Below are 24,890 nucleotides of genomic sequence, written 5' to 3' on the forward strand. Positions count from 1 at the left end.
TCCCTCCCAAGATCCGCCCGGCGGGCGGCCGGGGTCAGGCTCCGAGTTCGCGGACCGCCGCCGCGAACGCGTCACCGCGCTGGTTGTAGTTGGTGAACATGTCCATGGAGGCACAGGCCGGGGCCAGCAGCACCGTGTCACCGCGCCGAGCCAGCCGCTTGGCCTCCGTCACCGCCTGGAGCATCGCCCCAGTGTCGGTCCGGTCGAGGTCGACCACGGGTACTTCCGGGGCGTGTCGCGCGAGGGCGTCGCGGATCAGGGCACGATCGGCGCCGATCAGGACCACACCGCGCAGGCGCGGTGCCGACTTGGCGACCAGCTCGTCGAAGGTCGCGCCCTTCGCCAGACCGCCCGCGATCCATACGATCGACTCATATGCCGCCAACGAGGCTTCCGTGGCATGGGTGTTGGTCGCCTTGGAGTCGTCCACGTAGGCGACCCCGTCGATGTCGGCCACGTGCGCGATGCGGTGGGCGTCCGGGCGGAAGGCCCGCAGCCCGTCCCGTACGGCCCTGGCGGGCACCCCGAAGGCGCGCGCGAGGGCCGCGGCCGCGAGGGCGTTGGCGATGTTGTGCGGGGCGGGCGGGTTGACGTCCGTGACCTCGGCCAGCTCCTGGGCGTTCTCCCGCCGGTTCTCCACGAAGGCGCGGTCGACCAGGATGCCCTCGACGACCCCGAGTTGGGAGGGGCCGGGGGTGCCGAGCGTGAAGCCGACGGCCCGGCAGCCCTCCTCGACGTCGGCCTCGCGCACGAGGTCCTCGGTGGCCTTGTCCGCGACGTTGTAGACGCAGGCGACCTGATTGCCCTCGTAGATACGGCCCTTGTCGCGGGCGTACGCCTCCATGGAGCCGTGCCAGTCCAGGTGGTCGGGCGCCAGGTTGAGGACGGCACCCGAGTGGGCGCGCAGCGAGGGCGCCCAGTGCAGCTGGTAGCTGGACAGCTCCACGGCGAGCACGTCGTAGCGCTCCTCGCCGAGGACCGCGTCGAGCAGGGAGACGCCGATGTTGCCGACGGCCGCCGTACGCAGGCCCGCGGCCGTCAGGATCGAGGCGAGCATCCGGACCGTGGTGGTCTTGCCGTTGGTGCCGGTCACGGCCAGCCAGGGCGCCGCGCCGGGCCCGCGCAGGCGCCAGGCCAGTTCGACGTCGCCCCAGACCGGCACGCCCGCCTCCCGCGCCGCCAGGAACAGCGGCTTGTCCGGCTTCCAGCCGGGCGCGGTGACGATCAGCTCGGTGCCCTCCGGCAGGGTGGCCCCGTCGCCGAGGCGCACGGTGACGCCGAGCGCCTCCAGCTCCGCGGCCTGCTCACGCGCGCGTGCGTCGTCGCCGTCGTTGACGACCGTGACGACCGCCCCGCGCGCGTGCAGCACCTTGGCCGCCGGGACGCCGGAGACGCCGAGCCCGGCGACGGTGACGTGCTTGCCCTGGAAGTCGAAGAGCTCCGAGGTGGAGGTCACTTGTCCGCTGCCCATCCCGCGTAGAAGAGGCCCAGTCCGACGATCACGCAGATGCCCTGGATGATCCAGAAGCGGACCACCACCAGGACTTCGGACCAGCCCTTGAGTTCGAAGTGGTGCTGGAGCGGCGCCATCCGGAAGACCCGCTTGCCGGTGAGCCGGAAGGAGCCGACCTGGATGACGACCGACATGGTGATGAGGACGAACAGGCCGCCCATGATGGCCACCAGCAGCTCCGTGCGGGAGAGGATGGCCAGACCGGTGAGGACACCGCCGAGCGCGAGCGAACCGGTGTCGCCCATGAAGATCTTCGCCGGCGAGGTGTTCCACCACAGGAAGCCCAGGCAGGCACCCATCAGCGCGGAGGCGACCACGGCGAGGTCGAGCGGGTCGCGCACCTCGTAGCAGGCGCCCGGGTTGGTGAGGGTCTGCGCGTTGGCGCAGGACTCCTGGAACTGCCAGACGCCGATGAAAGTGTAGGCGCCGAAGACGAGCACCGAGGCACCGGTGGCGAGGCCGTCCAGACCGTCGGTCAGGTTCACGCCGTTCGACATCGCGAGGATCATGAACAGCGCCCAGACGACGAACAGCACCGGGCCGATCGACCAGCCGAAGTCGGTGATGAACGACAGCTTCGTGGACGCGGGGGTGTTGCCGCGCGCGTCGGAGAACTGGAGCGAGAGCACCGCGAAGGCGATGCCGACGATCAGCTGGCCGGCCATCTTGGCCTTGGCCCGCAGACCCAGCGAGCGCCGCTTGACGATCTTGATGTAGTCGTCGAGGAAGCCGACCAGGCCCATGCCGAACATCAGGCCGAGGACCAGCACACCGGAGTAGGTCGGCGTCTGGCCGGTGATCACCTTGGACAGGAAGTACGCGGCGATCGTCGCCAGGATGAAGGCGATACCGCCCATGGTCGGCGTACCGCGCTTGCTGGCGTGCTCGCGCGGGCCGTCGTCACGGATGTACTGGCCGTAGCCCTTGCGGGCGAGAAGCTTGATCAGCAGCGGAGTGCCGATCAGCGTCAGGAAGAGACCGATGACGCCCGAGAACAGGATCTGCTTCATCATCGGGCATCAACCCCACGCCCGGCACCGGCCTCGGCGAGCGCCTGGGCAACGCTCTCGAGCCCCACCGAACGGGACGCCTTCACGAGGACGACGTCCCCCGGGCGCAACTCGCTGCGCAACAGGTCGATCGCCGCCTGTGCGTCGGACACGTGCACCGACTCCTCACCCCACGAACCCTCGTTATATGCGCCCAGTTGCAGCCAGGAGGCCTCAATCCCCCCGACGGCGACGAGCTTGCTGACGTTGAGCCGGACGGCGAGCCGTCCGACGGCGTCGTGCTCGGCGAGCGCCTCGTCCCCCAGCTCGGCCATCTTGCCGAGCACCGCCCACGTGCGCCGCCCCTTGCCCATGGCCGCGAGCGCCCTGAGGGCGGCCCGCATGGACTCGGGGTTGGCGTTGTAGGCGTCGTTGACGATGGTCACGCCGTCCGGGCGCTCGGTGACCTCCATGCGCCAGCGGGAGAGGGAGCCCGCCTCGGAGAGCGCGGTGGCGATCTCTTCCGCGGACATGCCCAGCTCATGGGCGACGGCGGCCGCGGCGAGCGCGTTCGACACGTGGTGCTCACCGTACAGGCGCATCGTCACATCGCTTGCACCGGAGGGTGTGTGAAGCCTGAAGGAGGGCTGTCCGCTGTCCGTGAGTCGTACGTTCTCGGCGCGTACGTCCGCTTCGGCCGACTCTCCGAAAAGGACCACCTTCGCCTTGGTACGGGAGGCCATGGCCCGGACCAACGGGTCGTCGGCGTTGAGGATCGCGGCACCGCCGTCGCTCGCCGCGGGGAGCGCCTCGACCAGTTCGCCCTTCGCCTGGGCGATCTGCTCGCGGCCGCCGAACTCGCCGATGTGGGCGGTGCCGACGTTGAGCACCAGGCCGATCCTCGGCGGGGTGAGGCCGGTGAGGTAGCGGATGTGCCCGATGCCGCGGGCGCCCATCTCCAGCACGAGGAACCGCGTCTCCTCGGTGGCGGACAGGGCGGTCAGCGGCAGCCCGATCTCGTTGTTGAGCGAGCCGGGCGTGAACACGGTCGGCGCCTTGCGCCGCAGCACCTGGGCGATGAGGTCCTTGGTGCTGGTCTTGCCCGCGGAGCCGGTCAGGGCGACGAGGGTCGCGCCGAGCCGGCGTACGACGTGCCGGGCGAGGGCACCGAGGGCGGCCTGCACGTCGTCCACGACGATCGCGGGCACGCCGACCGGCCGGGACGCCAGGACGGCGACCGCTCCGGCCGCGACGACCTGCGGCGCGTAGTCGTGGCCGTCCACGCGCTCGCCGACGAAGGCGGCGAACAGGCTGCCCGGCACCACCTCACGGGAGTCCCGGACGACCGGCCCCGTGACCTGCACGGACGGATCCGGTATGTCGTGCGTCTGCCCGCCGACGACTTCTGCGATCTCGGCGAGGGAGAGGGCGATCACAAGTTCATCCCTGGGTCTTCTGGATAGCTTCGCGAAGCACCTGGCGGTCGTCGAAGGGACGGACCACGCCGGCGATGTCCTGGCCCTGCTCGTGGCCCTTGCCCGCGACCAGCACGGTGTCGCCGGCCTGGGCGCGGCCCACGGCGGCGGCGACTGCGGCGGCGCGGTCCTCGAAGAGGAGCACCTCGCCGCGCTCGTGCGCGGGCACGGAGGCCGCGCCCTGGAGCATGGTCGCGAGGATCGCGAGCGGGTCCTCGGAGCGGGGGTTGTCGGAGGTGAGTACGGCCGTGTCGGCGAGCCGGGCCGCGGCGGCGCCCATCGGGGCGCGCTTGGTCTGGTCGCGGTCGCCGCCGCAGCCGAGGACGACGTGCAGCCGGCCCTTGGTGACCTTGCGCAGGGCCTTCAGCACCGACTCGACCGCGTCGGTCTTGTGGGCGTAGTCGACGACCGCGAGGTAGGGCTGCCCGGCGTCGACGCGCTCCAGGCGGCCGGGCACGCCCGGTACGGCGGCGATGCCGTCGGCGGCGGTCTGCGGGTCGAGACCGGCCACGGCGAGGGCGACGACGGCGGCGAGGGTGTTCGCCACGTTGAACGGGCCCGGCAGCGGCGACTTGGCGTGCACGCGCTCGCCGTTCGGGCCGAGGACGGTGAACGTCGAGTCCAGCGGGCCGACCTGGACGTCCTCGGCGCGCCAGTCGGCGTCGGGGTGGCCCTCGGCGGAGAAGGTGACGACCGGCACGGTCGCCTCCCGCGCGAGCCGGCGCCCGTACTCGTCGTCGGCGTTGACCACGCCGAGCCTGCTGCGCTCCGGCGTGAACAGCTGCGCCTTGGCCCGGAAGTAGTCCTCCATGCCGGAGTGGAACTCCATGTGTTCCGGGCTGAGGTTGGTGAAGACGGCGATGTCGAAGACGCAGCCGTCGACCCGGCCGAGGACCAGGGCGTGGCTGGAGACCTCCATGGCGACCGCCTCGACACCGCGCTCCCGCATGACGGCGAAGAGCGCCTGGAGGTCGGTGGCTTCGGGGGTGGTGCGCTCCGACTTGATGCGTTCGTCGCCGATGCGCATCTCGACGGTGCCGATGAGCCCGGTGGCGCGGGCGGTCTTCAGGCCGCCTTCCACCAGGTAGGCGGTGGTGGTCTTGCCGGAGGTGCCGGTGATGCCGATCTGGAGCAGGTCCCGGCCCGGCCGGCCGTAGATCGTCGCCGCCAGTTCGCCCATCCGCGCGCGCGGGTCGTCCACGACCAGCACGGGCAGGCCGGTGGCCGCGGCGCGCTCGGCGCCGCTCGGGTCGGTGAGCACGGCGACGGCGCCCAGGCCCGCGGCCTGGGTGACGAAGTCGGCGCCGTGCAGGCGGGCGCCCGGCAGGGCGGCGTACAGGTCGCCGGGGCGGACGGCGCGCGAGTCGTGGGTGATCCCCGTGACCTCGGCGGAGCCGCCCGGAGCGGTGGCACCCAGCTGATCGGCCAGTTCCGCGAGGGGTGTGGCGGAGACCTGAACCGGTCGCGGCGGTCCCGGATATGTCACGGAAGCGCCCTTCTGGGTGGTTTGGGACTGATCAGCGTGTGGCACGGCGGTGAGCGTACCGGGCGCACCCGCTCCGGAGCGAAGTGAGGGGTTCTCGGCCCCGTGGTTCCCGGGGTTCGGGGTGATCGTTGTCACGAGCTCGTTCCTGGTGTTTCCGTGGTGCCGATCAGGGTTTGTACTCGACGGGCAGGCTGGCGGGGCCTGCGCCGGTCGGCGGGATCTGCAGGGTCTTCAGAGCGAACTCCATCACCTGCTTGTAGATGGGACCGCAGATCTGGCCGCCGAAGTAGCTGCCCGCGGTGGCGTTCTGGATGGCGCAGTAGACGGTGACGCGGGGTTTGTCCGCGGGGGCGAACCCGGCGAACGAGGAGGTGTAGCCGCGGTACCGGCCGGTGGCCGGATCCACGCGGTTGGCGGTGCCGGTCTTTCCCGCCACCCGGTACCCCGGGATGCGGGCCTTGACGCCGGTGCCCTGTTCGTCGTCCACCACGGACTCCAGCATCCGGGCGAGGCTCCTGGCGGTCTCCTCGCTGACGACCCGGGTCTGCCGGGGCTTCGGCGCCGGGGTGAAGCGGCCGTCGGCGCCCTTGGTGCCGCGGACCAGGCTCGGCTCGACCCGGACGCCCCCGTTGGCGATGGTGGAGTACACGGAGGCGGCCTGCATGGCGTTGATGGAGAAGCCCTGGCCGAAAGGGATCGTGTACTGCTGCGAGGTGGACCACTTCTTCGGCGGGGCGAGGATGCCGGGGGTCTCGCCGGGGAAGTCGAGGCCGGTGTAGCCGCCGATGCCGAACTTGCGCAGGTAGTCGTAGAGGACCTTGTTGGCCTCCGGCTGGCTCTTGCCGAGTTCGCCGGTGGCCAGGATGGTGCCGATGTTGCTGGACTTGGCGAGCACGCCGTTGAGCGTCAGGTACCAGGTGGCGTGGTCGATGTCGTCCTGGAAGAGCCGGTCGCCGCGGTGCAGCCGGTTGGGCACGACGACATGGGTGAGCGGGGTGGCCACCTTCCGCTCCAGCACGGCGGCCATGGACATCACCTTCGCGGTGGAGCCCGGCTCGTAGGCGTCCTGGACGGCCGCGTTGCCCATGGCCTCGCCGTCGGCCTTCGACAGGTCGTTCGGGTCGAAGCCGGGCGAGTTGGCCATGGCCAGGATCTGGCCGGTGGCGGTGTCCTGGACGATGACGTAGCCGCGGTCGGCCTTGGACTTGCGCACCTGTTCGCTGATCGCGTTCTGCGCGGCCCACTGGATGTCGCGGTCGATGGTCAGCTCGACGTCGGCGCCGGGTACGGCGGGCGTCTCGGTGGATCCGGCCGTGGGCACCTCGCGCCCGCCGGACTGGGCGTACCGGACCTTGCCGGACTTCCCGGACAGCTGCTTGTTCAGCTTCTGCTCGATGCCGCCGCCGCCCTGGCCGTCGGCGTTGACCCAGCCCAGTATCCCGGCGGCGAGGTCGCCGTTGGGGTACACGCGCTGGCTGCTGGGGTCCGCGAAGACGCCGGCCAGCACGTTGACGGTGGTGTGGTCGGTCTCGGCCTTCTTGGTGAGCGCGGCCTTCAGGTCCTTGATCTGCTTCCAGACCTGTGGGGTCTGCCGGGCGGCGAGCCGGGTGTAGCGGGAGTTCTCGTTCTCGGGCCGCAGCTTCCGGACGAGCGCGGCCCGGTCCTGGCCGAGGATCGGCGCGAGCAGCGCGGCGGCCTGCTCCGGGCCGTCGCCGATCTTCAGCTGCTTGGGGGCGAACATGGTCGGGTCGGCCGTGATGTCGTACGCGTCCTCGCTGACGGCGAGCGCGACGCCGTTGCGGTCGGTGATCTCACCGCGCTCGGCGGCCAGGGTGTGCACCACGTAGCGGTTCTGCTCGGCCCGCGCCGCGTAGGCGCTGGCGTCGACGGCCTGCACCTGGAGCAGCCGTACGACGAAGGTGAGCAGCACCAGGGTCAGGGCGAGGCCGACCAGGCGCAGCCGGGGCCGGGGGCTGCCGAGCCGGAGCGGGCGCGGGGGCATGGGCCGGGCCCCGCCGGAGCGGCGGACCGGCCGGGCGCCGGGCCCGGGCTGCCGCCGGACGGCGGCGCGCGGCCGCGGGGGCCTGGCCGGCCCGGGCACACGTCGGCGCGGCGGTTCCCTGTCGGTCACTTCCGTCACCTGCCGGGGGTCGGGGTGGAGGCGGGCTGGAGGGTGGCTGCCGGGGCCGGGGCGGCTCCCGGCGGCGGGGCCGGGGCGGCGGGGGGCACCGCACCGGCGGCCGGGGCGGCCGGAGCTGCCGGGTCCGTCGGCTGGGGGGCGGCCGCCGGGTCCGTCGGCTGGGCGGCGGCCGGGTCCATCGGCTGCTCGGGGGCGGCCGGGTCCGTCGGCTGCTCGGGGGCGGCCGAATCGGAGAGGACCGCGGACCCGGGGGCGGCCGGACCGGAGAGGACCGCGGACTCGGGGGCGGCGCTGGGGACGCCCTTGACGCTGCCGTCGGGGCCGAGGAAGGCCGGGTCCCCGCCGGGGACCATGCCGAGCTGCCGGGCGCGGCGCTGGAGGGCGTCGGGGGCCGAGTAGGCGTCGATGTCCCGCTGGAGGGCCTGCTCCTGGTCGGTGAGGTTTTTCGTCCGCTTCTGCAGGTCGGCGAGCCGGAACGAGCCCTCGCTGAGCGCACTGTTCAGCACCAGCAGCCCGATGAGTCCGCCGCCGAGCAGGACGACGACGAGGAGGACGAACGGGGTGCGGGCCGCCCGGGCGCGGCCGGCCGGGAGGAGCCGGGCGAGCCGGGCGGCCCTCCCCTTCAGCTCGGGTTTCCTGCTCACTGCTCCCCCGGTGCGCAGCGGAAACCGCTCCCCCGGCGTGCGGCGGAAGCCTTCCGGCCCGTCTGGCTCACTCGACGTCCTCCCTGATGCGCTCGGCGCCGCGCAGCCTGGCCGGTGCGGCCCGGCGGTTCTCGGCGATCTCTTCCTCGGTGGGAAGTTCGGCACCGCGGGTGAGCAGCTTGAGCCGCGGCTGGTACTGCTCGGGCACGACGGGCAGCCCGGGCGGCGCGGTGGAGGTCGCCCCGGCCGCGAACACCTGCTTCACGAGCCGGTCTTCGAGCGAGTGGTACGACAGCACGGCGATCCGCCCGCCGACGTCGAGGGCCTTCACGGCGGCCGGGATCGCCCGCTCGAGGACGGACAGTTCGCCGTTGACCTCGATGCGCAGCGCCTGGAAGGTGCGCTTGGCCGGGTTGCCGCCGGTCCGCTTGGCGGCCTGCGGCAGCGCGTCGCGGATGAGCTCCACGAGCCGCGCGCTGTTGGCGAACGGCTCCTTCTCCCGCTCCCGGACGATCGCGCCGACGATCCGCTTGGCCTGCTTCTCCTCGCCGTAGGCGCGCAGGATGCGGACGAGTTCGCCCGCCGGGTAGGTGTTGAGGACCTCGGCGGCGCTGATGCCGGTCGTCTGGTCCATGCGCATGTCCAGGGGCGCGTCCTGGGCGTAGGCGAAGCCGCGGTCGGCCTCGTCCAGCTGCATGGAGGAGACCCCGAGGTCGAACAGCACGCCCTGCACGCGCGCGAGGCCGAGCCGGCGCAGTACGTCGGGCAGCTCGTCGTAGACGGCGTGCACGAGGGTGGCGCGCTCGCCGTAGGGTGCCAGCCGCTCCCCGGACAGGCGCAGTGCCTCCTTGTCCCGGTCGAGGCCGATCAGCCGCGCCTCGGGGAACCGGGCCAGCAGCGCCTCGCTGTGCCCGCCTAGACCCAGGGTGCAGTCGACGACCACCGCGCCGGGCCGCTCCAGGGCGGGCGCCAGCAGGTCCAGGCACCGCTGGAGCATCACCGGGACGTGTCGACTCTGGCTCAAGGGGGCCTCTCAGTTCCGGCGGGCCGTACGCACCGTCGGTCCCCCGAGCCGTACGTACGCGCCGCGCGCGCGGGGAGACGGGTCCGGGCACGTGCCGGCGTCTCCGGGGGTTTCACCAGCGGGGAGAGACTCGTCTCCCGCTTTCGCGCAACTTTAGTCCACGGCGTCCCAGGGTCAATCAACCGGCCTGCGCGTCGCGCACCGCTACACAGAGGGAACATCGATTCACGCGGTTCCACCCGTTCGGCCCACCTTTGCCCACCCAGTGGGTTAGCTCACAACACGCCACGATGACGCTCTTTGTCCCCTCTCCCGGCGGGCCGCCACGGTCCGTGACCCGTACCGTCTTGCGCATGACGACTTCCGCGGCCGTGCCCGCCGGACCCGAAGGCGCCACGACCGCCGGTGACACCGTGACCGACCGCCTCGTGGCGGCCAACCGGCGCTGCGCCGAGGCGTTCACGGACCCCGTGGACCAGGACGTGCGGCAGTCCATGCGGCGGGTGCGCACCTCGCCCTTCCTGCCGCACACCGGCGACGTCCGCGGCTTCGTCTTCGACGTGCGCACCGGCCGGCTGCGCGAGGCCGACCCGGCCTGACCCGGGCGCGTCCGCCGGTCGCCCCGCGCCGCATACCGCCGTTGCGCGCCGGAAGAACGGTCGGAAGAGTCGTGAGACCGACATCGCGCGGGCAGTTGTCCACAGGCGAGTGACACGAATCGGTAACGGCGGCAAGAATGCGGGTGTGGCATCACGCGGAACCTTTCCCGCGTGGTGTCCGTGTTTCGGGGTGGGCCGGTCGCGTATCGAGCGGCGGCCCGGAAAGTACGGGCCGAGGAGGGCCGGGTGACGACCTATGACGATCGGGCGAGCCATGGGGGTGTCCCCACCCCCGTGAGTGCGCGGGTGGGGGACGACCTGACCGCCACGGTGGAGCGGGTGCGCGGTTCGGTGGAGAGTGTGATCGAGGGCAAGCCCGAGGTCGTACGGCTCGCGCTGACCGTGCTGCTCGCCGAGGGCCATCTGCTGATCGAGGACGTCCCCGGGGTGGGCAAGACGATGCTCGCCAAGGCGCTGGCACGGTCCATCGACTGCTCCGTGCGGCGCATCCAGTTCACGCCGGACCTGCTGCCCTCGGACATCACGGGGGTGCCCATCTGGGACCAGCAGCGCCGGGAGTTCGAGTTCAAGCCGGGCGCCATCTTCGCGCAGATCGTGATCGGCGACGAGATCAACCGCGCCTCTCCCAAGACCCAGTCCGCACTGCTGGAGTCCATGGAGGAGCGGCAGGTCACCATCGACGGGAAGTCGTACGAACTGCCCGGCCCCTTCATGGTGGTGGCCACCCAGAACCCGGTCGAGATGGAGGGCACGTACCCGCTGCCCGAGGCCCAGCGGGACCGCTTCATGGCCCGCGTCTCCGTCGGCTACCCGAGCGTCGAGGCCGAGCTGCGGATGCTGGACGTCCACGGCGGGGTGAGCCCGCTGGAGGACCTCCGGCCGGTGGCACACGCGGACGAGATACTGAAGCTGATCGAGGCGGTCCGCAAGGTGCACGTCTCCGAGCCGGTCCGGCGGTACGCGGTCGAACTGGTCGCCGCCACCCGCACCCACCCCGACCTCAGACTCGGCGCCTCCCCGCGTGCGACGCTGCACCTGCTGCGCGCCGCCAAGGCGTCCGCGGCCCTGGCCGGCCGGGAGTACGCGCTGCCGGACGACGTCCAGGCGCTGGCCGTCGCCGTCCTCGCCCACCGGCTGCTGCCCACCGCCCAGGCCCAGCTCAACCGCCGTACGGCCGAGCAGGTGGTGCTGGAGATCCTGCAGCACACCCCGGTGCCCGCGGCCCCGGGCCGGCAGGCCGGCTTCGGCGGCCCGGTCCGCGCGGTCCCGGCCTATCCCCAGCAGCCCCCGCGGAGTCTGTGATGAGCCCGGGGGGGCCGGGACCGGCGGAGGCCGACCGCGGGGAGAGGGGCGGTGTCCGGACGGCCCTGGCGGGTCTGACCACCCGTGGCCGCTCCTTCTTCGCGGCCGGCGTCGCCGCCGCGGTCTGCGCGTTCGTGCTGGGCCTGAGCGATCTGCTGCGGGTCGGCCTGCTGCTCGCCGTGCTGCCCCTGATCTGCGCGGCCGTGCTCTACCGGACGCGGTACCGGGTGGCGGCGAGCCGCCACCTGACCCCCGCGCGCGTGCCGGCCGGCAGCGAGGCCCGGGTGCACCTGCGCATGGACAACGTCTCCCGGCTGCCCACCGGTCTGCTGATGCTCCAGGACCGGGTGCCCTACGTCCTCGGTCCGCGCCCCCGGTTCGTGCTGGACCGGGTGGAGCCGGGCGGCCGCCGCGAGGTGTCCTACCGGGTCCGCTCGGACCTGCGCGGCCGGTACGCGCTGGGCCCGCTCCAGCTGCGGCTCTCGGACCCGTTCGGCATGTGCGAGCTGACCCGCTCCTTCGCGGCGTACGACACGCTGACGGTGATCCCGCGCGTGGAGCCGCTGGCCCCGGTCCGCTTCGGCGGCGAGGCCAGGGGGTACGGCGACGGCCGGCAGCGCTCGCTTGCCCTCGCGGGCGAGGACGACGTGATCCCGCGCGGGTACCGCTACGGCGACGACCTGCGGCGGGTGCACTGGCCGTCCACCGCGCGCCACGGCGAGCTGATGGTGCGCCGCGAGGAGCAGCCCCGGCGCTCCCGGTGCACGGTGCTCCTGGACACCCGGGGCGGCGCCTACGAGGGCGCGGGCCCGGACTCGGCCTTCGAGTGGGCCGTCTCCGGTGCCGCCTCGGTGCTGGTGCACCTGCTGGAGCGCGGCTTCTCGGTGCGGCTGCTGACGGACGCCGGCAGCACGGTGCCCGGCGAGACCGCCGACGGCTTCGCGGGCAGCGGCCAGGAGACGGCGGAGACGGCCGGGCTGATGCTGGACACCCTCGCGGTGATCGACCACTCCGACGGCACCGGGCTGTCCCGGGCCTACGACGTGCTGCGCGGCGGCAACGAGGGCCTGCTGGTCGCCTTCCTCGGCGACCTGGACGAGGAGCAGGCCACGACGGTCGCCAAGATGAGCCGGCGCAGCGGCGGCGCCGTCGCCTTCGTGCTGGACCCCGACACCTGGGTGCGGGAGGCGACCGACGTGCCCGGCCCGGGCGGCGACCGGCACGCGGAGCGGCTGCGGCTGCTGCGCGAGGCGGGCTGGACGGCGCTGAGCGTGCCGCGCGGCGCCGCACTGGACGGACTGTGGCGGCAGGCCGACCGGGAACGCTCCGGCCTGGCGGCGTCGAGCGGGGAGGCACGGGTATGAGCGGGCGGGCACGGCTGACGCTGTCCGCGGCGGCGGCCACGCTGATGGTCTCCTGCGCACTGCTGCCGCTGGTCGCCGAGCCGACCTGGCTGCTCCAGCTTCTCCCGCTGGTGGCCGTGCAGAGCGGGGCGGGCGCGGCGGCCCGGCGGGTGCCGCTGGGCCGGACCCTGACCGTGGCGGCGCAGGCCCTGGTCACCCTGGTGCTGCTCACGCTGGTGTTCGCCCGGCAGCACGCGTTCTTCGGGCTGATACCGGGCCCCGACACCTTCCGGTACTTCGCCGACCTGCTCCAGCGGGGCTCCGACGACGTCAACCAGTACGCGATACCGGCACCGCTCACCGACGGCATCGAGCTGATGCTGATCGGCGGTGCGCTGGTGATCGGGCTGCTGGTGGACACGCTGGCGGTGACCTTCCGCAGCGCGGCCCCGGCCGGGCTGCCGCTGCTCGCGCTGTACTCGGTGGCCGCGGGCCTGTCCGACGGCGGTGCCGACTGGCTGTGGTTCCTGGTGGCGGCGGCCGGCTACCTGATGCTGCTGCTCGCCGAGGGCCGGGAGCGGCTCGCCCAGTGGGGCCGGGTCTTCGGTGGCGCGCCCCGCACCCCGGGCGCCCCGGACGGCAACGCGGTGGCGCCGGTCCGCACCGGACGCCGGATCGGCGCGGTCGCGCTCGGCGTGGCCCTGCTGGTGCCGCTGGCCCTGCCCGCGATGCAGGGCGGGCTGCTGGACCGCACCGGCACGGGCGTGGGCGTGGGCACCGGCCGCGGAGGCCGGGGCTCCGCCGTCGAACTGCTGGTCTCGCTGCGGGACGACCTGAACACGAACGACGACCGCCAGGTGCTGTCGCTGCGCACCAGCACGAACGACATCTCCGACCTGTACCTGCGGATCGTCTCGCTGGACGACTTCGACGGCACCACCTGGAAGCCCACCACGCGGCGCGTCGTGGCCGTGCCGGACGCGCTCCCGACGCCGGCCGGCCTGGCCGCGGACGTCAAGCGCGACAAGGTGAGGACGACGGTCGCCGCCGCGGACTTCTACTCCCAGGGCTGGCTGCCGATGCCCTATCCGCCGAGCGAGGTGAGCATCGGCGGCCGGTGGCGGTACGAGCCGGAGGCGATGACCGTCGTCGGCGACCGAGGCCAGACCACGCGGGGGGCGACCTACCAGGTGACCAGCCTGGACGTGCGGCCGACCGCGGCGCAGCTGGCCTCCGCCCCGCAGCCGCCGGCCGCCCTGCGGCGCGCGTACACCCGGGTGCCGTCCTCGCTGCCCGATGTGGTGGCCCGCACCGCCGAGGAGATCACCGAAGGGGCGGAGAGCCACTACGAGGAAGCCGTCAAGCTCCAGGACTGGTTCTCGGTCACGGGGGGCTTCCAGTACGACACGAAGGTCGAGGTCGGCCGCGGTCCGGGGGCCATAGCGAACTTCCTGAAGAAGAAGGAGGGCTTCTGCGTCCACTTCTCCTTCGCGATGGCGGCGATGGCCCGCACCCTCGGCATCCCGGCCCGGGTCGCGGTGGGTTTCGCGCCTGGCACCCCGCAGGCCGACGGCACGGTGGCGGTGAACCAGAGGGACGCGCACGCCTGGCCCGAGCTGTACTTCGAGGGGGTGGGCTGGACCCGCTTCGAGCCGACCCCCACCCGCGGCACCACGCCGTCGTACACCCAGCCGGACGCGCCCGGCACCTCGCTGCCGCAGGAGGCGCTGCCGTCCAGGGGCTCCTCCTCGGCGCCGTCGGCGGCGGCCTCGCCGAGCGAGAGCTGCGCCGGCGGGCTGCGCAAGCTGGAGGCCTGCGGCAGCCCGTCCGCCGCGGCGGCCCCGCGGTCCGGCGGCGACGGTGCGGTCCCGTGGTGGTGGCTGCCGGCCGGACTGGGTGTGCTGCTGGTCCTGGCGGCTCCGCTGACGCCGCTGCTGTGGCGGGGGCGGACGCGGGCGCGCCGGCTGGGCGGGCACGCCCGGACGCCGGAGGCCGCTGCCGCGCACACCCTGGCCGCCTGGCAGGAGCTGACGGACAGTGCCTGGGACCACGGGATCGCGCCGGACGACGCGCTGACCCCGCGCAAGGCCGCCGCCCGGATCGTCCGGCTCGGGCGGCTCGATCCGGCGGCCGGGGCCGCGGTGCACCGGGTGGCGGACGCGGTGGAGCAGGTGCTGTACGCGCCCCGGCCCGGCCCGACGGCGGGCGCGGCCGAGGACGTGCGCCGGGTGATCGAGGGGTTGCGGGCCGCGGTGGGCACGGGGGCGCGGCTGCGGGCGCTGTTCCTGCCACGCTCGTCGGTCCGGGTGCTGTGGGCGGTGTACGCCCGCTGGGCGGCGCTGAGGAACCGGGTCGCGGCGGCCCGGCCGGTACTGCGCCGGCCGTCCGGGCAGCGGAGCTGAGCACACGCGTGAGGGGCGGCCACCATCCGGTGGCCGCCCCTCACGTCTGTCCGCTGTGCCCGGCGCCTGGAGCGCGAAGCGTCAGTGCCCTTGTTCGTCCCGGCGGCGCTGCCAGCGCTGCTCGATCCGGTCCATCACGGAGCGCTTGGGACGCACCTGGCGGCCGACGGCGCCCGGGGGCTGTTCGCCTGGTTTGGGGGCCTTGCGCCAGCCGGTGACGGCGAGCACGGCGCAGCCCAGCATGACGAGGAAACCCACCACGCTGACCCAGATCAACTGGGCGACCATTCCGGCCATGAGGAGCGCGATACCCACGAGGAAGCCGGCAACCGCCTGGTAGACCCGCCGCCGGGTGTACGTCCGCAGCCCGTTTCCCTCAAGCGCTGACGCGAACTTGGGATCTTCGGCGTACAGCGCTCGCTCCATCTGCTCGAGCATGCGCTGCTCGTGCTCCGAGAGCGGCACGGAGTCCTCCTCATCGTGCAGTCGCCGGGGCGACCCGGGGGGTCCCTTCAGGATAGGCAGGGAATCGCCCCCGTGAAACCCGCCCCTCTACGCCAATTGGCCAACCGGAGTCCGTCATGGGCGTCCGGCTCGCTGAGGCTTCCATTCCCCGGCGGCCGACCCGTCATGCCGGGCGGTGTACCTCGATCATACGGCGCCGCCCCCTCGTCCGGGCCGGTTGTGGCGTACTCCATCTGCTGCCGAGCCGCTGATCAGCGGCTGGTCCCGGCAGTGCGCCCGGAGCGGCCCGGTGCACGCGGGGCTCGGGGTGCCCTCGGTGCGCGGACATCCCTGCCCGCACTCCGTGCGCCCCTGCCCCGCCGTGCCCTCAGACCTCTGCCGTGCCCTTCGTCTCACCGAGCACGTGGAGCTGGGTGGCGACGGAGTGGAAGGCGGGCAGCTCGGCCGCCGCGGCCTCCAGCTTCAGCAGCGCGTCGAGGGCGCCCGGCTCGGTGTCCACCAGGACGCCGGGCACGAGATCGGCGAAGACGCGCACGCCGTGGACCGCGCCCACCCGCAGCCCGGCGCCCTCGACCAGCGCGGTGAGCTGGTCGGCGGTGAAGCGGCGGGGCATCGGGTCGCCGGTGCCCCAGCGGCCCTCGGGGTCCTGGAGCGCCTGCCGGGCCTCGCTGAAGTGGCCGGCGAGGGCGCGGGCGAGCACGGCTCCGCCGAGACCGGCGGCGAGCACGCTGAGGACGCCTTCCGAGCGCAGCGCGGCCACCGCGTTGCGCACGCCTTCGGCCGGGTCGTCCACGTACTCCAGGACACCGTGGCACAGGACGGCGTCGTAGCCGCCGCGCTCGACCACGTCGAACAGGCCGTGCGCGTCGCCCTGGACGCCCTTGACCCGGTCGGCGACCCCGGCCTCGGCGGCGCGGCGCTCCAGCGCGAACAGGGCGTTGGGGCTGGGGTCGACGACCGTGACGCGGTGGCCGAGGCGGGCGAGGGGCACGGCGAAGTTGCCGCTGCCGCCTCCGGTGTCGAGGACGTCCAGCGAGTCCCGGCCCGTGGCCTTGACCCGGCGGTCGAGGGCGTCCCGGAGGACCTCCCAGACCACGGCGGTACGGAGGGAGGCGCGGGGTCGAGTCGGGTCCGACACGGCAGTTGACTCCTCGGCAGGGCGGAACGCTTCAGGCGACCTCCACCCTATTGCCTTCACCCCGTGCCTGGTCACCGCGGCCGCGCACGACCACGCGCGCCCGGCTCGGCCCGCGACCGGGTACGACCACGCGCGTCCCCGTCAGCCCGCGTCCGGGAGGCCGCCTCCCCGTCCCGGGGCGGTGTCCTCGGCGCCCGGGTCCCGGCGGGGCTGGGGCAGGACCGGCTGGAGGACCAGCATCCGCTCGACGATGCGGAGGAACATGGCGACGTCCCGTATCAGGTCGTCGGCGTCCCGCTGCCGGGCCGCTCCCTGGATGCCCGCCTCCGCGCGGGCGCGGCGCGCGGCGCCGGAGGCGAACAGCGCACTCCACTCGGTCAGCTCGGGCGCTATCTCGGGCAGCACCTCCCAGGCGCTGCGGATCCGGGCCCGGCGGCGCGGTGAGGTCTCGGGCCGGCCGCGGGCGGCGAGCACGGCGGCGGCGGTGCGCAGGGCGGCGAGGTGGGCCGTGGCATAACGCTCGTTCGGCGTGTCCAGCACGGTGGCCTCCTCCAGGCCGGCGCGGGCCTGGGCGAGCAGGTCGAGGGCGGCGGGCGGGGCCGTGGTCCGGCGGAGCACGGGGTGCACGTCGCTCGCCGGGCCGGTCAGTGAGGGGGCAGGGCCGGTGGCGCGGCGCCGGCGGGCGGCGGCTGCGGACGAGTGGGCCATGACGAACCTCCTGTCGTCTGGGTGACGGCACGTGTGCCGTATGGGCCCATCGTGAGGTATGGCACTGACAATCCGTTCTGACCTGGGCCTTTGCCTCACCCTCCGGTTCGGGCGTATTTTTGCACTGACCAGTCAGTTCAAATATGCCAGGCAGGGGGGCGCGTGGACCGCACGGACGGCACCGGCGGCACGGCCGGAGCGGACGTCGAGGCCGGGGACCTCGGACTCGAAGGGCCCCGGGGGTGGGTCTTCCGGCACGTCACCCTCGACGCGGGACCCGGCTCGCTGATCGCCCTGGAGGGACCCTCCGGCTCCGGCCGCACGAGTCTGCTCCTCACGCTCACCGGACGGATGAAGCCCACCGAAGGGGTCGCCACCGTCGCGGGATTCAAACTCCCCCGGCACATGGCGGCCCTGCGCCGGGTGAGCGCGGTGGCCAACGTGGCCGGCGTGACCGATCCGGAGCCGGCCCTGACCGTCGGCGAGCACCTGCGGGAGCGGGCCCTGCTGGAGCACAGGTTCGGCGGCTCCCTGCGCGAGGTGCTGCGCCCCCGGGCCCAGCGCGCCCACGAGGCGCGGCTGCGGGTCGACGCGGCCCTGGCCGCCGCCGGACTCGACCTCGAATCCCTGCCCAAGGGCTCCCGGACGGCGGTGCGCGACCTGGAGCGGATCCAGGAGCTGCGCCTGTCCGTGGCGCTGGCCGTCATGGGCCGGCCCCGGCTGCTCGGCGTCGACGACGTCGACGTGAAGCTCTCCGACACCGAACGCGCCGACGTCTGGGAGCTGCTGCGGTCCCTCGCGCGCGCGGGAACGACGGTCCTGGCGGTCTGCCGCACCGCACCCGAGGACTGCGTGGCGGTGTCCACCCGGCGGAGCGACGACGAGAGCGGCGGGACGAGCGACCGGAAGAGCGGCCGGAAGAGCGACCGGAAGGAGGAGGCCGATGCGCTCGCCGAGGCTGGCCGCGCTTGAGCTGAGGCGCTTCGGACGCGGGAAGCTGCCGCGCGCCGCCCTGGTCGCGCTGCTCGTGCTGCCCCTGCTCTACGGCGCCCTGTACCTGTGGTCCTTCTGGGACCCCTACGGCCGTCTGGACCGCATACCGGTGGCCCTGGTGAACGAGGACGAGGGCGCCACGGCGGGCGGCAGGAAGCTCACCGCGGGCGACGACATCGTCGACGGGCTGCGCGACAGCCGGACCTTCGAGTGGCACGAGGTGAGCGACGAGGAGGCCCGCGAGGGCGTCGAGGACGGCACCTACTACCTGTCGCTGACCATGCCGGCCGACTTCAGCCACCGGATCGCCTCCAGCTCGGGCGACTCCCCCGAGACCGGCGCCCTGCGGGTGCGCACCAACGACGCGAACAACTACATCGTCGGCCAGATCTCCCGCACCGTCTTCAGCGAGGTGCGCTCGGCCGCGTCCACGAAGGCCTCCCGGTCCTTCCTGGACAAGATCTTCGTCTCGTTCTCCGACATCCACGACGAGACCGTCACGGCGGCCAAGGGCGCCGACAAGCTGAACAGCGGCATCGGGAAGGCGGAGAAGGGTTCCAAGGACCTCGCCGACGGGCTGAGGAAGGCCAAGGGCGGCAGCGGCAAGCTGGCCAAGGGCCTGAAGAAGCTGGACACGGGCTCCGCCGACCTCGAGAAGGGCTCGCGCCAGGTCGCCGACGGCACCCAGGCCCTCGCCGACAAGGTCAACGCCGTCCACGCCGACGCGGGCCCGTTCCTGACGAGCAACGAGAAGACCGTCGGGGACGCCGCCCGGCTGGTCGCCGACTCGGCCAAGGCGGTCAAGGACAACCTCGACGTGCTGGTGAAGCTGGCGCCGGGTGCCGCCAGGACCGCCCACGCGTCCTCCGCCGCCCTGGACGAGGTGTACAAGGCGCGCTGCGAGACCGCGGCCGTCCCCGATACGGCCTGTCCGCAGCTGAAGCGGGCCAGGACCGCCGCCGCCGACGTGGCCACCGTCGCCGACGACCTCAACACGCTCATCGCGGACCAGAACGGCGACCTGAAGACGATGCGGGACAACCTGGGCGCGCTGCGCAAGCAGGCCACGGCCCTGGCCGAGCGCGCACCCCACCTGTCGGAGGACGTCGAGGACGCCGTCAAGAAGATCAACAAGCTGAACACCGGCGCGCACAAGGTCGCCACCGGCGCCGAGAAGCTGCACACCGGCCTCGGCACCGCCCGGACCGGCGCGGTCGCGCTGGACAAGGGCGTCGGTACGGCCAAGTCGGGTGCCGAGACCCTCAACGGCGGCCTCTACAAGCTGTCCGACGGCTCCGGGAAGCTCGCCGGCGGGCTGCACTCCGGCGCCGGGAAGATCCCGGACTACGACAAGCGGGACCGCGACCGGCGCACCGGCGTCATGGCCGACCCGGTCCAGCTCGCCTCCCACGACCTGCACAAGGCGCCGAACTACGGCACCGGCTTCGCGCCCTACTTCCTGCCGCTGTCCCTGTGGGTCGGCGCGATGGTGGCCTACATGCTGATCGCGCCGCTCAACCGCCGCGCCCTGGCGGCCGGCGCCTCCGCCTGGCGGATCGCGCTGGCCGGCTGGCTGCCGGTGGTGGCCGTGGGCGTGCTCCAGGTGGCCGCGCTGATGGCCGTGCTGCACTGGGCGATCGGGCTGCAGATGGTCCGGGCGGCCGGCACGGTCGGCTTCCTGTGCCTGGTCACGGCCTGCTTCGCGGCGCTGGTGCAGTGGCTGAACGCGCGCTTCGGCGCGGCGGGCCGGATCCTGGTGCTCGCGCTGCTGATGCTGCAGCTGACGTCGGCGGGCGGCACCTACCCCGTGCAGACGAGCCCCGGCTTCTTCAACGCGATCCACCCGTTCCTGCCGATGAGCTACATCGTGGAGGCACTGCGCCGGCTGATCACCGGCGGCGGGCTCGGCCCGGTGTGGCAGGCGTGCGCCGTGCTCGCCGCGTTCACCGCCGGCGCCCTCGCGCTGACGGCCCTCGCGGCCCGGCGCCGCCAGGTGTGGACGCTGGACCGGCTGCACCCGGAGCTGAGCCTGTGATCCCCGGGAAGCGCCCGCACGGGCGCGTACCTGTGAGAATCAGGGCCATGGAAAGCAGCAGCGCCAGGTCCGGGGGCAGCACGCGCCGCGAGGCCACCCGGCAGAAGCTCTACGAGGCGGCCGTCACGCTCATCGCCGAGCAGGGCTTCTCCGCGACCACCGTGGACGAGATCGCCGAGCGGGCCGGGGTCGCGAAGGGCACGGTCTACTACAACTTCGCGAGCAAGTCGGTTCTCTTCGAGGAGCTGCTCCGGCACGGTGTCGGCCTGCTCACCGCCTCCCTGAAGGAGGCGGCCGAGCGCACGGCGCGCGAGGGCGGCGGCAGGGTGGACGCGCTGGACGCGATGATCCGCGCGGGCCTGGTCTTCATCGACCGCTACCCGGCCTTCACCCAGCTCTACGTCGCCGAGCTGTGGCGCACCAACCGGGCCTGGCAGTCCACGCTCATGGTGGTGCGGCAGGAGGCGGTCGCGGTGGTCGAGGGGGTGCTGCGCGAGGGTGTGGCGGCCGGCGAGTTCAGCGACGAGATCGACATCCAGCTGACGGCGGCCGCGCTGGTCGGCATGGTCCTGGTGGCCGCGCTGGACTGGAAGGCGTTCCAGCCGGAGCGCTCGCTGGACGACGTCCACGCGGCCCTGTCCCGGCTGCTCCAGGGGCGGGTCAGCGGCAAGGTCTGAGCACACACGCGGAAGGCGCCGGTCCGTTGCCGGACCGGCGCCTTCCCCTCCCCCGTGTTCCCCCGTCCCCCGTACTTCCGCCCCGTACTCCCCCGTACGGGTTCCCCCGTGTGGACCCCCGTGGCCGGTCGTCTCCCCGAGGCCCCCGTGTCTCGCTTCCGCCGACGAATCGGCGGAAGGAGCGGCCGGTGGACGGGCGCCGTTCCGCCGCCCCGTGTCGGCGGTGCCGGGCCACGCCCCCTGGCCGTGGCTCCACTCTCTCGTTCCGGAGGCCCTCGTCCCATCCGCGCAGGTACTCAAGTGGCACTCTGAGTACGCGTACTCAGCCGTCCGCACGCGTGCCCAGGCCGTGGCCGCGCACCCCCCGGACCCGCCGCCGCCCGCCCGGCGGCCGGGGCGTCGGCGGCGCTCGATAAAGTCGCGGGCATGGCACGGATTGTGGTGATCGGCGCCGGGATGGGCGCGATGGCGGCCGCCGCCCGGCTGGCCGTCGCGGGCCACCGGGTGGTGGTGTACGAGCGCACGGAGACGTACGGCGGAGCGGTGCGCCGGTTCGAGCGGGACGGGTTCCGCTTCGACACGGGCCCGGGTCTGCTGACGCTGCCGGCCGTCTACCGCGATCTGTTCGTCAAGACCGGCAGAAAGCCGCTGGAGGACTGCGTCGAGCTGGTCCAGGTCGACCCGTCGGCGCGGCACGTGTTCGCGGACGGCGGCGAGGTCTGCCTGCCCAACGCCTCCCGCGCGGGGGTCGTCGCGGCCCTGGACGAGGCGCTGGGCGCGGGGGCGGGCGAGAGCTGGGGCGAGTTCCTGGTACGGGCCCGGGAGGCCTGGGACCGCACCCGCCGGCCGCTGCTGGAGGAGCCGCTGTGGTCCAACTGGCAGGTGCTGGCCGGCAAGGAACCGTACCCGGCGGTCCCGCGCAAGCGGCTGCTGCGGACCCGGCGCGCGGCCCGGCTCGGCGAGATCGGCCGCTGGGAGCTGCGCGACCCCCGGCTGGCACGGCTGCTGGACGGCTACGCGCTCGCCTACGGCCTGGATCCCGGGACCGCCCCGGCGAGCGCGGCCGTGCTGCCGTACATGGAGCACGCCTTCGGCACCTGGTACGTGCGCGGCGGGATCCGGGAGCTGGCGCGCGCGGTGTACGAGCGCTGCCTGGAGCGGCGGGTCGAGTTCGTCTTCGGCGCCGAGGTCACCCGGGTCCTGGAGGAGGAGGGCCGGGCGGCCGGGGTCGAGCTGGCCGACGGGACGGTCACCGCGGCGGACTTCGTCGTCGGCACCGGGCCCTGGCGGCTGGGCGCCCTGGTGGCGGGCAGGGAGCTGTACGGCGCCGGGGAGGTGCCGGCGCGGCCCGAGGACCGTCACCCGGGCCGGGTGGTGGTGTGCCTGGCGCTGCGCGGCGCGCGGGAGGCGGGTGCCGTGCACCGCACGGTGGTGCACGCGGCCGACCCCGAGGGCGATCCGGACCTGCTCCGGCACGGGGTGGTGTCCGGCCTGCCGCAGGTCGTGGTGGACCGGCCGGACGATCCCGCCCTGCGTCCGGACGGGGAGCACGAGTCCGTGGTGGTGACGGCGACGGTGCCGTCGGCGGCGGAGTACGACTGGGCGGCGCCGGGAGCGGCCGACGCCTTCGCGGACCGCATGGCCGCCGCGGCCGAGCGTGCCGTACCGGGGCTGCGCGAGCGGGTGCTGTGGCGGGAGGTCCGGACGCCGGTGCACACCGAGCGGGAGACGGGCGCCACGGGCGGTGCCGTCCCGCCGCCCGCGCTGGCCGCGCCCGAGGGGGTGCTGCACCCGGCCAACACCACGGCCCTGCCGGGTCTGTTCTCCGTCGGTGGCTGGTCCCACCCCGGCGGCGGTCTGCCGCACGCCGGCATGTCGGGTGCGCTGGTGGCCGGGCTCATCGTGGAGGGGCCGGGGTTCCGCGGCTCGCGCTGAGCGTTTACCCGGGAGCGGCCGGGCCGGAGCCGGAGGGGCTCAGAAGCGGTACTGCTCGTCGTACCCGGCGCCGGGGTTCGGCTGCTGGCCGCCGGCCTGGTGCGGGTACGCCTGCTCCGGCGGGAGTTCACCGCCGTGGGAATCGTCGGTGCGCTGCTGCGGCACCCACACCCCGCCGGCCGGGGTCTCGCCGTAGCCGCCGCCGTACGGCTCCTGGCCGTACCCCTGCTGGTACTGCTGGCCGTAGCCCTGGTCGTAGGAGCCGTAGGGCTGGCTGCCGATGTACGGGTCGGAGTAGTTGGCGTAGCCCTGCTGGCCCGCGCCGTCGTAGCCGTAGCCCTGCTGCGCGTAGCCGGAGTAGTCGTAGGCCTGGCCCTGTTCGCCGGTGTGCCGGGGCTGGGCGGTGTGGGCGTAGGCGGTGTCGCCGTAGACGCCGTAGTTGCCGGTGTCCTCGGGGAGGGGCTGCGGCTCGTAGACGGCGGTGGTCTCGGCGGCGGTGGGTCCGGCCGGGCGGGAGGGCGCCGGGGTGAAGACGTCGTCGCGGTCGTAGTCGTCGTAGTGGTCGGCATCCCCGGGGTTCCCCGGGTGTACGGAGCTCTCGTAGCTCTCGTGCGCCCGGCCGTCGGCGGTGTCCGCGGACCCGGGGGCGTGGGCCCCGCTGTCCGCGCCGTGCCGGTCGGCCTTGCCGCGGCGGCGCCTCGGGGCGCCGGCGGCCTCGGGGCCGGGCCGCTTGACCGCCCAGCCGGCGGCGAAGCCGCGGCGGAACGACAGTGTGACGTAGGTCTGGCCGAGCGCGAAGGCGATCGCGCCCAGCCCGATCACGACGACGGACGGCATCAGCACGCCCAGGACGACGCCGAGGAAGCCACCGAAGGCGAGCAGCCGCCAGCGCAGCCGTGCCTTGTACTGCAGCAGTACCTCGCCGAGCAACCACAGCGCGACGACGCCGAACGCGATGTAGAGGACCGTCCAGCCCATGTACGCCCCTCTCCCAATGACCGCTACGCAGTGTGTCGTATCGCGAGGCGGCCGGTCTAGGCCTGCGGGGGGTGGTGCAGGCCCAGGTTCTCGTAGATTTCCAGGGTCGCCGTGGAGCTGTTGAGCGTGATGAAGTGCAGTCCGGGCACTCCCTCGGCCAGCAGCCGTGCGCAGAACTCCGTGGCGAAGTCGATACCGATGGAGCGTACCGCCGCCGGATCGTCCTTCGCTGTGAGGATCCGCTCTTTCAGGGCGTCCGGGAAGTGGGCGTTGCTGAGCTTCGGCAGCCGTTCCAGCATTTTGACGCTGGTGACGGGCAGGACCTCCGGGATCACCGGGGTGTCGCAGCCCGCGGCCGCCACGCGGTCGCGCAGCCGCAGGTAGGACTCCGGCTGGAAGAACATCTGTGTGATGGCGTAGTCGGCGCCCGCACGGCACTTGTCCACGAAGTGGGCGACGTCGGTGTCCCAGTCCGCGGAGCGCGGGTGCATCTCCGGGAACGCGGCCACGCCCACACAGAAGTCGCCCGACTCCTTGATGAGCCGGACGAGTTCGGCCGCGTAGGTCAGGCCCCTGGGGTGCGGCACCCACTCGCCCATCGGGTCGCCGGGCGGGTCGCCGCGCACGGCCAGCATGTTGCGGATGCCGGCGTCCGCGTACTGGCCGATGATGTTGCGCAGTTCCGCGATGGAGTGGTCGACCGCCGTGAGGTGGGCGACCGGGGTCAGCGTGGTGTCGGCGACGATCTGCTGGGTCTCCTTGACCGTGCCCGCCCGCGTGGAGCCGCCGGCACCGTAGGTCACGGAGACGAAGTCGGGAGCGACCGCCTCGACCCGCCGGAGCGCGCTCCACAGGTTCCGCTCGCCCTTGGGCGTCTTCGGCGCAGAGAACTCGAACGAGTACGTCGTCTTGCCGGTGGCGAGGATGTCGCGCACGGTGCGTGCGCGATCAGTCCTGGTCGATGCGGTTCCGAGGGCCATACGGGCAGGTTAGCCAGGGGTGGGCGGTCCCCCAACCAAACGT

The 24,890-nt window shown here is 73.5% G+C and carries 20 protein-coding genes; 8 read left to right on the forward strand and 12 right to left on the reverse strand.

Annotated features, from left to right (window positions below):
- Positions 1-34 precede the first annotated feature (34 nt).
- The 7 genes from murD to rsmH form a co-directional block, all read right to left on the reverse strand.
- Positions 35-1,471: a UDP-N-acetylmuramoyl-L-alanine--D-glutamate ligase gene (murD, locus tag ABZ576_RS00770; RefSeq protein ID WP_360734131.1), complete on the reverse strand. Its 1,437-nt coding sequence runs from the start codon at positions 1,469-1,471 to the stop codon at positions 35-37.
- Entirely contained in the window at positions 1,453-2,526 is a 1,074-nt protein-coding gene (gene mraY, locus ABZ576_RS00775; protein WP_201818126.1) for a phospho-N-acetylmuramoyl-pentapeptide-transferase, read from the reverse strand. Before mraY ends, murD begins: the two co-directional genes overlap by 19 nt.
- Positions 2,523-3,938 (reverse strand): UDP-N-acetylmuramoyl-tripeptide--D-alanyl-D-alanine ligase, encoded by a 1,416-nt coding sequence (murF, locus tag ABZ576_RS00780; RefSeq protein ID WP_360734133.1) that lies wholly within the window; start codon positions 3,936-3,938, stop codon positions 2,523-2,525. Before murF ends, mraY begins: the two co-directional genes overlap by 4 nt.
- Positions 3,939-3,942: 4 nt before the next feature.
- Positions 3,943-5,463 (reverse strand): UDP-N-acetylmuramoyl-L-alanyl-D-glutamate--2,6-diaminopimelate ligase, encoded by a 1,521-nt coding sequence (locus ABZ576_RS00785; RefSeq protein ID WP_360734136.1) that lies wholly within the window; start codon positions 5,461-5,463, stop codon positions 3,943-3,945.
- A gap of 166 nt (positions 5,464-5,629) precedes the next feature.
- The gene (locus ABZ576_RS00790) at positions 5,630-7,594 is read right to left on the reverse strand and encodes a penicillin-binding protein 2 (protein ID WP_360734139.1); all 1,965 of its coding nucleotides are present in this window, start codon (positions 7,592-7,594) and stop codon (positions 5,630-5,632) included.
- A 5-nt stretch (positions 7,595-7,599) separates the two neighbouring features.
- A complete protein-coding gene (locus ABZ576_RS00795) occupies positions 7,600-8,247 on the reverse strand; it encodes a septum formation initiator family protein (RefSeq protein WP_360734142.1) in 648 nt (215 codons plus the stop codon).
- 67 nt (positions 8,248-8,314) lie between these two features.
- Complete coding sequence (rsmH, locus tag ABZ576_RS00800) at positions 8,315-9,271, reverse strand: 16S rRNA (cytosine(1402)-N(4))-methyltransferase RsmH (RefSeq protein WP_360734144.1); 957 nt, start codon at positions 9,269-9,271, stop codon at positions 8,315-8,317.
- Between the two features lie 353 nt (positions 9,272-9,624).
- Between rsmH and ABZ576_RS00805 the strand changes: the two genes are divergently transcribed.
- The 4 genes from ABZ576_RS00805 (at position 9,625) to ABZ576_RS00820 (ending at position 14,938) form a co-directional block, all read left to right on the forward strand.
- Positions 9,625-9,870, forward strand: coding sequence for a hypothetical protein (locus ABZ576_RS00805; RefSeq protein ID WP_360734147.1), 246 nt, complete (start codon positions 9,625-9,627; stop codon positions 9,868-9,870).
- Positions 9,871-10,176: 306 nt separating this feature from the next.
- The gene (locus tag ABZ576_RS00810) at positions 10,177-11,193 is read left to right on the forward strand and encodes a MoxR family ATPase (protein WP_360735485.1); all 1,017 of its coding nucleotides are present in this window, start codon (positions 10,177-10,179) and stop codon (positions 11,191-11,193) included.
- Entirely contained in the window at positions 11,193-12,557 is a 1,365-nt protein-coding gene (locus ABZ576_RS00815) for a DUF58 domain-containing protein (RefSeq protein WP_360734150.1), read from the forward strand. The genes ABZ576_RS00810 and ABZ576_RS00815 overlap by 1 nt, the downstream gene beginning before the upstream one ends.
- Positions 12,554-14,938: a DUF3488 and transglutaminase-like domain-containing protein gene (locus ABZ576_RS00820; protein ID WP_360734152.1), complete on the forward strand. Its 2,385-nt coding sequence runs from the start codon at positions 12,554-12,556 to the stop codon at positions 14,936-14,938. The genes ABZ576_RS00815 and ABZ576_RS00820 overlap by 4 nt, the downstream gene beginning before the upstream one ends.
- A gap of 81 nt (positions 14,939-15,019) precedes the next feature.
- On the opposite strand, the gene ABZ576_RS00825 is transcribed toward ABZ576_RS00820, so the two are convergent.
- The 3 genes from ABZ576_RS00825 to ABZ576_RS00835 all read right to left on the reverse strand — a co-directional run bounded on the left by ABZ576_RS00825 (position 15,020) and on the right by ABZ576_RS00835 (position 17,249).
- Positions 15,020-15,403, reverse strand: coding sequence for a DUF3040 domain-containing protein (locus tag ABZ576_RS00825; protein WP_360734155.1), 384 nt, complete (start codon positions 15,401-15,403; stop codon positions 15,020-15,022).
- A gap of 367 nt (positions 15,404-15,770) precedes the next feature.
- Positions 15,771-16,541 carry a methyltransferase gene (locus tag ABZ576_RS00830; RefSeq protein ID WP_360734157.1) on the reverse strand — a complete coding sequence of 257 codons (771 nt, stop codon included), beginning with the start codon at positions 16,539-16,541 and terminating at the stop codon, positions 15,771-15,773.
- A 141-nt stretch (positions 16,542-16,682) separates the two neighbouring features.
- Positions 16,683-17,249 carry an SAV_6107 family HEPN domain-containing protein gene (locus ABZ576_RS00835; protein ID WP_360734160.1) on the reverse strand — a complete coding sequence of 189 codons (567 nt, stop codon included), beginning with the start codon at positions 17,247-17,249 and terminating at the stop codon, positions 16,683-16,685.
- Between the two features lie 162 nt (positions 17,250-17,411).
- Here ABZ576_RS00835 and ABZ576_RS00840 point away from each other — a divergent pair, with 162 nt between their 5' ends.
- The 4 genes from ABZ576_RS00840 to ABZ576_RS00855 all read left to right on the forward strand — a co-directional run bounded on the left by ABZ576_RS00840 (position 17,412) and on the right by ABZ576_RS00855 (position 22,889).
- A complete protein-coding gene (locus tag ABZ576_RS00840) occupies positions 17,412-18,221 on the forward strand; it encodes an ATP-binding cassette domain-containing protein (RefSeq protein ID WP_360734163.1) in 810 nt (269 codons plus the stop codon).
- The gene (locus tag ABZ576_RS00845) at positions 18,193-20,277 is read left to right on the forward strand and encodes a YhgE/Pip domain-containing protein (RefSeq protein ID WP_360734165.1); all 2,085 of its coding nucleotides are present in this window, start codon (positions 18,193-18,195) and stop codon (positions 20,275-20,277) included. The genes ABZ576_RS00840 and ABZ576_RS00845 overlap by 29 nt, the downstream gene beginning before the upstream one ends.
- A 47-nt stretch (positions 20,278-20,324) precedes the next feature.
- Positions 20,325-20,954, forward strand: coding sequence for a TetR/AcrR family transcriptional regulator (locus tag ABZ576_RS00850; protein ID WP_360734168.1), 630 nt, complete (start codon positions 20,325-20,327; stop codon positions 20,952-20,954).
- A gap of 426 nt (positions 20,955-21,380) precedes the next feature.
- Positions 21,381-22,889, forward strand: a complete 1,509-nt coding sequence (locus tag ABZ576_RS00855) for an NAD(P)/FAD-dependent oxidoreductase (protein WP_360734171.1) — start codon at positions 21,381-21,383, stop codon at positions 22,887-22,889.
- A gap of 39 nt (positions 22,890-22,928) precedes the next feature.
- Here the strand turns inward: ABZ576_RS00855 and ABZ576_RS00860 are convergent, their stop codons facing one another.
- Positions 22,929-23,867: a hypothetical protein gene (locus ABZ576_RS00860; protein ID WP_360734173.1), complete on the reverse strand. Its 939-nt coding sequence runs from the start codon at positions 23,865-23,867 to the stop codon at positions 22,929-22,931.
- Positions 23,868-23,923: 56 nt separating this feature from the next.
- Complete coding sequence (metF, locus tag ABZ576_RS00865; protein WP_360734176.1) at positions 23,924-24,847, reverse strand: methylenetetrahydrofolate reductase [NAD(P)H]; 924 nt, start codon at positions 24,845-24,847, stop codon at positions 23,924-23,926.
- Positions 24,848-24,890 lie beyond the last annotated feature (43 nt).

This window comes from Streptomyces sp. NPDC013455, assembly GCF_040632975.1.
GTDB lineage: Bacteria > Actinomycetota > Actinomycetes > Streptomycetales > Streptomycetaceae > Streptomyces.

What these genes read in the sequence shown, in the direction of transcription:
- murD (WP_360734131.1), bottom strand. Translation starts at nt 1,471, where the DNA reads ATGGGCAGCGGACAAGTGACCTCCACCTCGGAGCTCTTCGACTTCCAG.
- ABZ576_RS00835 (WP_360734160.1), bottom strand. Translation starts at nt 17,249, where the DNA reads ATGGCCCACTCGTCCGCAGCCGCCGCCCGCCGGCGCCGCGCCACCGGC.
- ABZ576_RS00860 (WP_360734173.1), bottom strand. Translation starts at nt 23,867, where the DNA reads ATGGGCTGGACGGTCCTCTACATCGCGTTCGGCGTCGTCGCGCTGTGG.
- ABZ576_RS00845 (WP_360734165.1), top strand. Translation starts at nt 18,193, where the DNA reads ATGCGCTCGCCGAGGCTGGCCGCGCTTGAGCTGAGGCGCTTCGGACGC.
- ABZ576_RS00820 (WP_360734152.1), top strand. Translation starts at nt 12,554, where the DNA reads ATGAGCGGGCGGGCACGGCTGACGCTGTCCGCGGCGGCGGCCACGCTG.
- mraY (WP_201818126.1), bottom strand. Translation starts at nt 2,526, where the DNA reads ATGATGAAGCAGATCCTGTTCTCGGGCGTCATCGGTCTCTTCCTGACG.
- ABZ576_RS00805 (WP_360734147.1), top strand. Translation starts at nt 9,625, where the DNA reads ATGACGACTTCCGCGGCCGTGCCCGCCGGACCCGAAGGCGCCACGACC.
- ABZ576_RS00815 (WP_360734150.1), top strand. Translation starts at nt 11,193, where the DNA reads ATGAGCCCGGGGGGGCCGGGACCGGCGGAGGCCGACCGCGGGGAGAGG.
- ABZ576_RS00850 (WP_360734168.1), top strand. Translation starts at nt 20,325, where the DNA reads ATGGAAAGCAGCAGCGCCAGGTCCGGGGGCAGCACGCGCCGCGAGGCC.
- metF (WP_360734176.1), bottom strand. Translation starts at nt 24,847, where the DNA reads ATGGCCCTCGGAACCGCATCGACCAGGACTGATCGCGCACGCACCGTG.
- ABZ576_RS00855 (WP_360734171.1), top strand. Translation starts at nt 21,381, where the DNA reads ATGGCACGGATTGTGGTGATCGGCGCCGGGATGGGCGCGATGGCGGCC.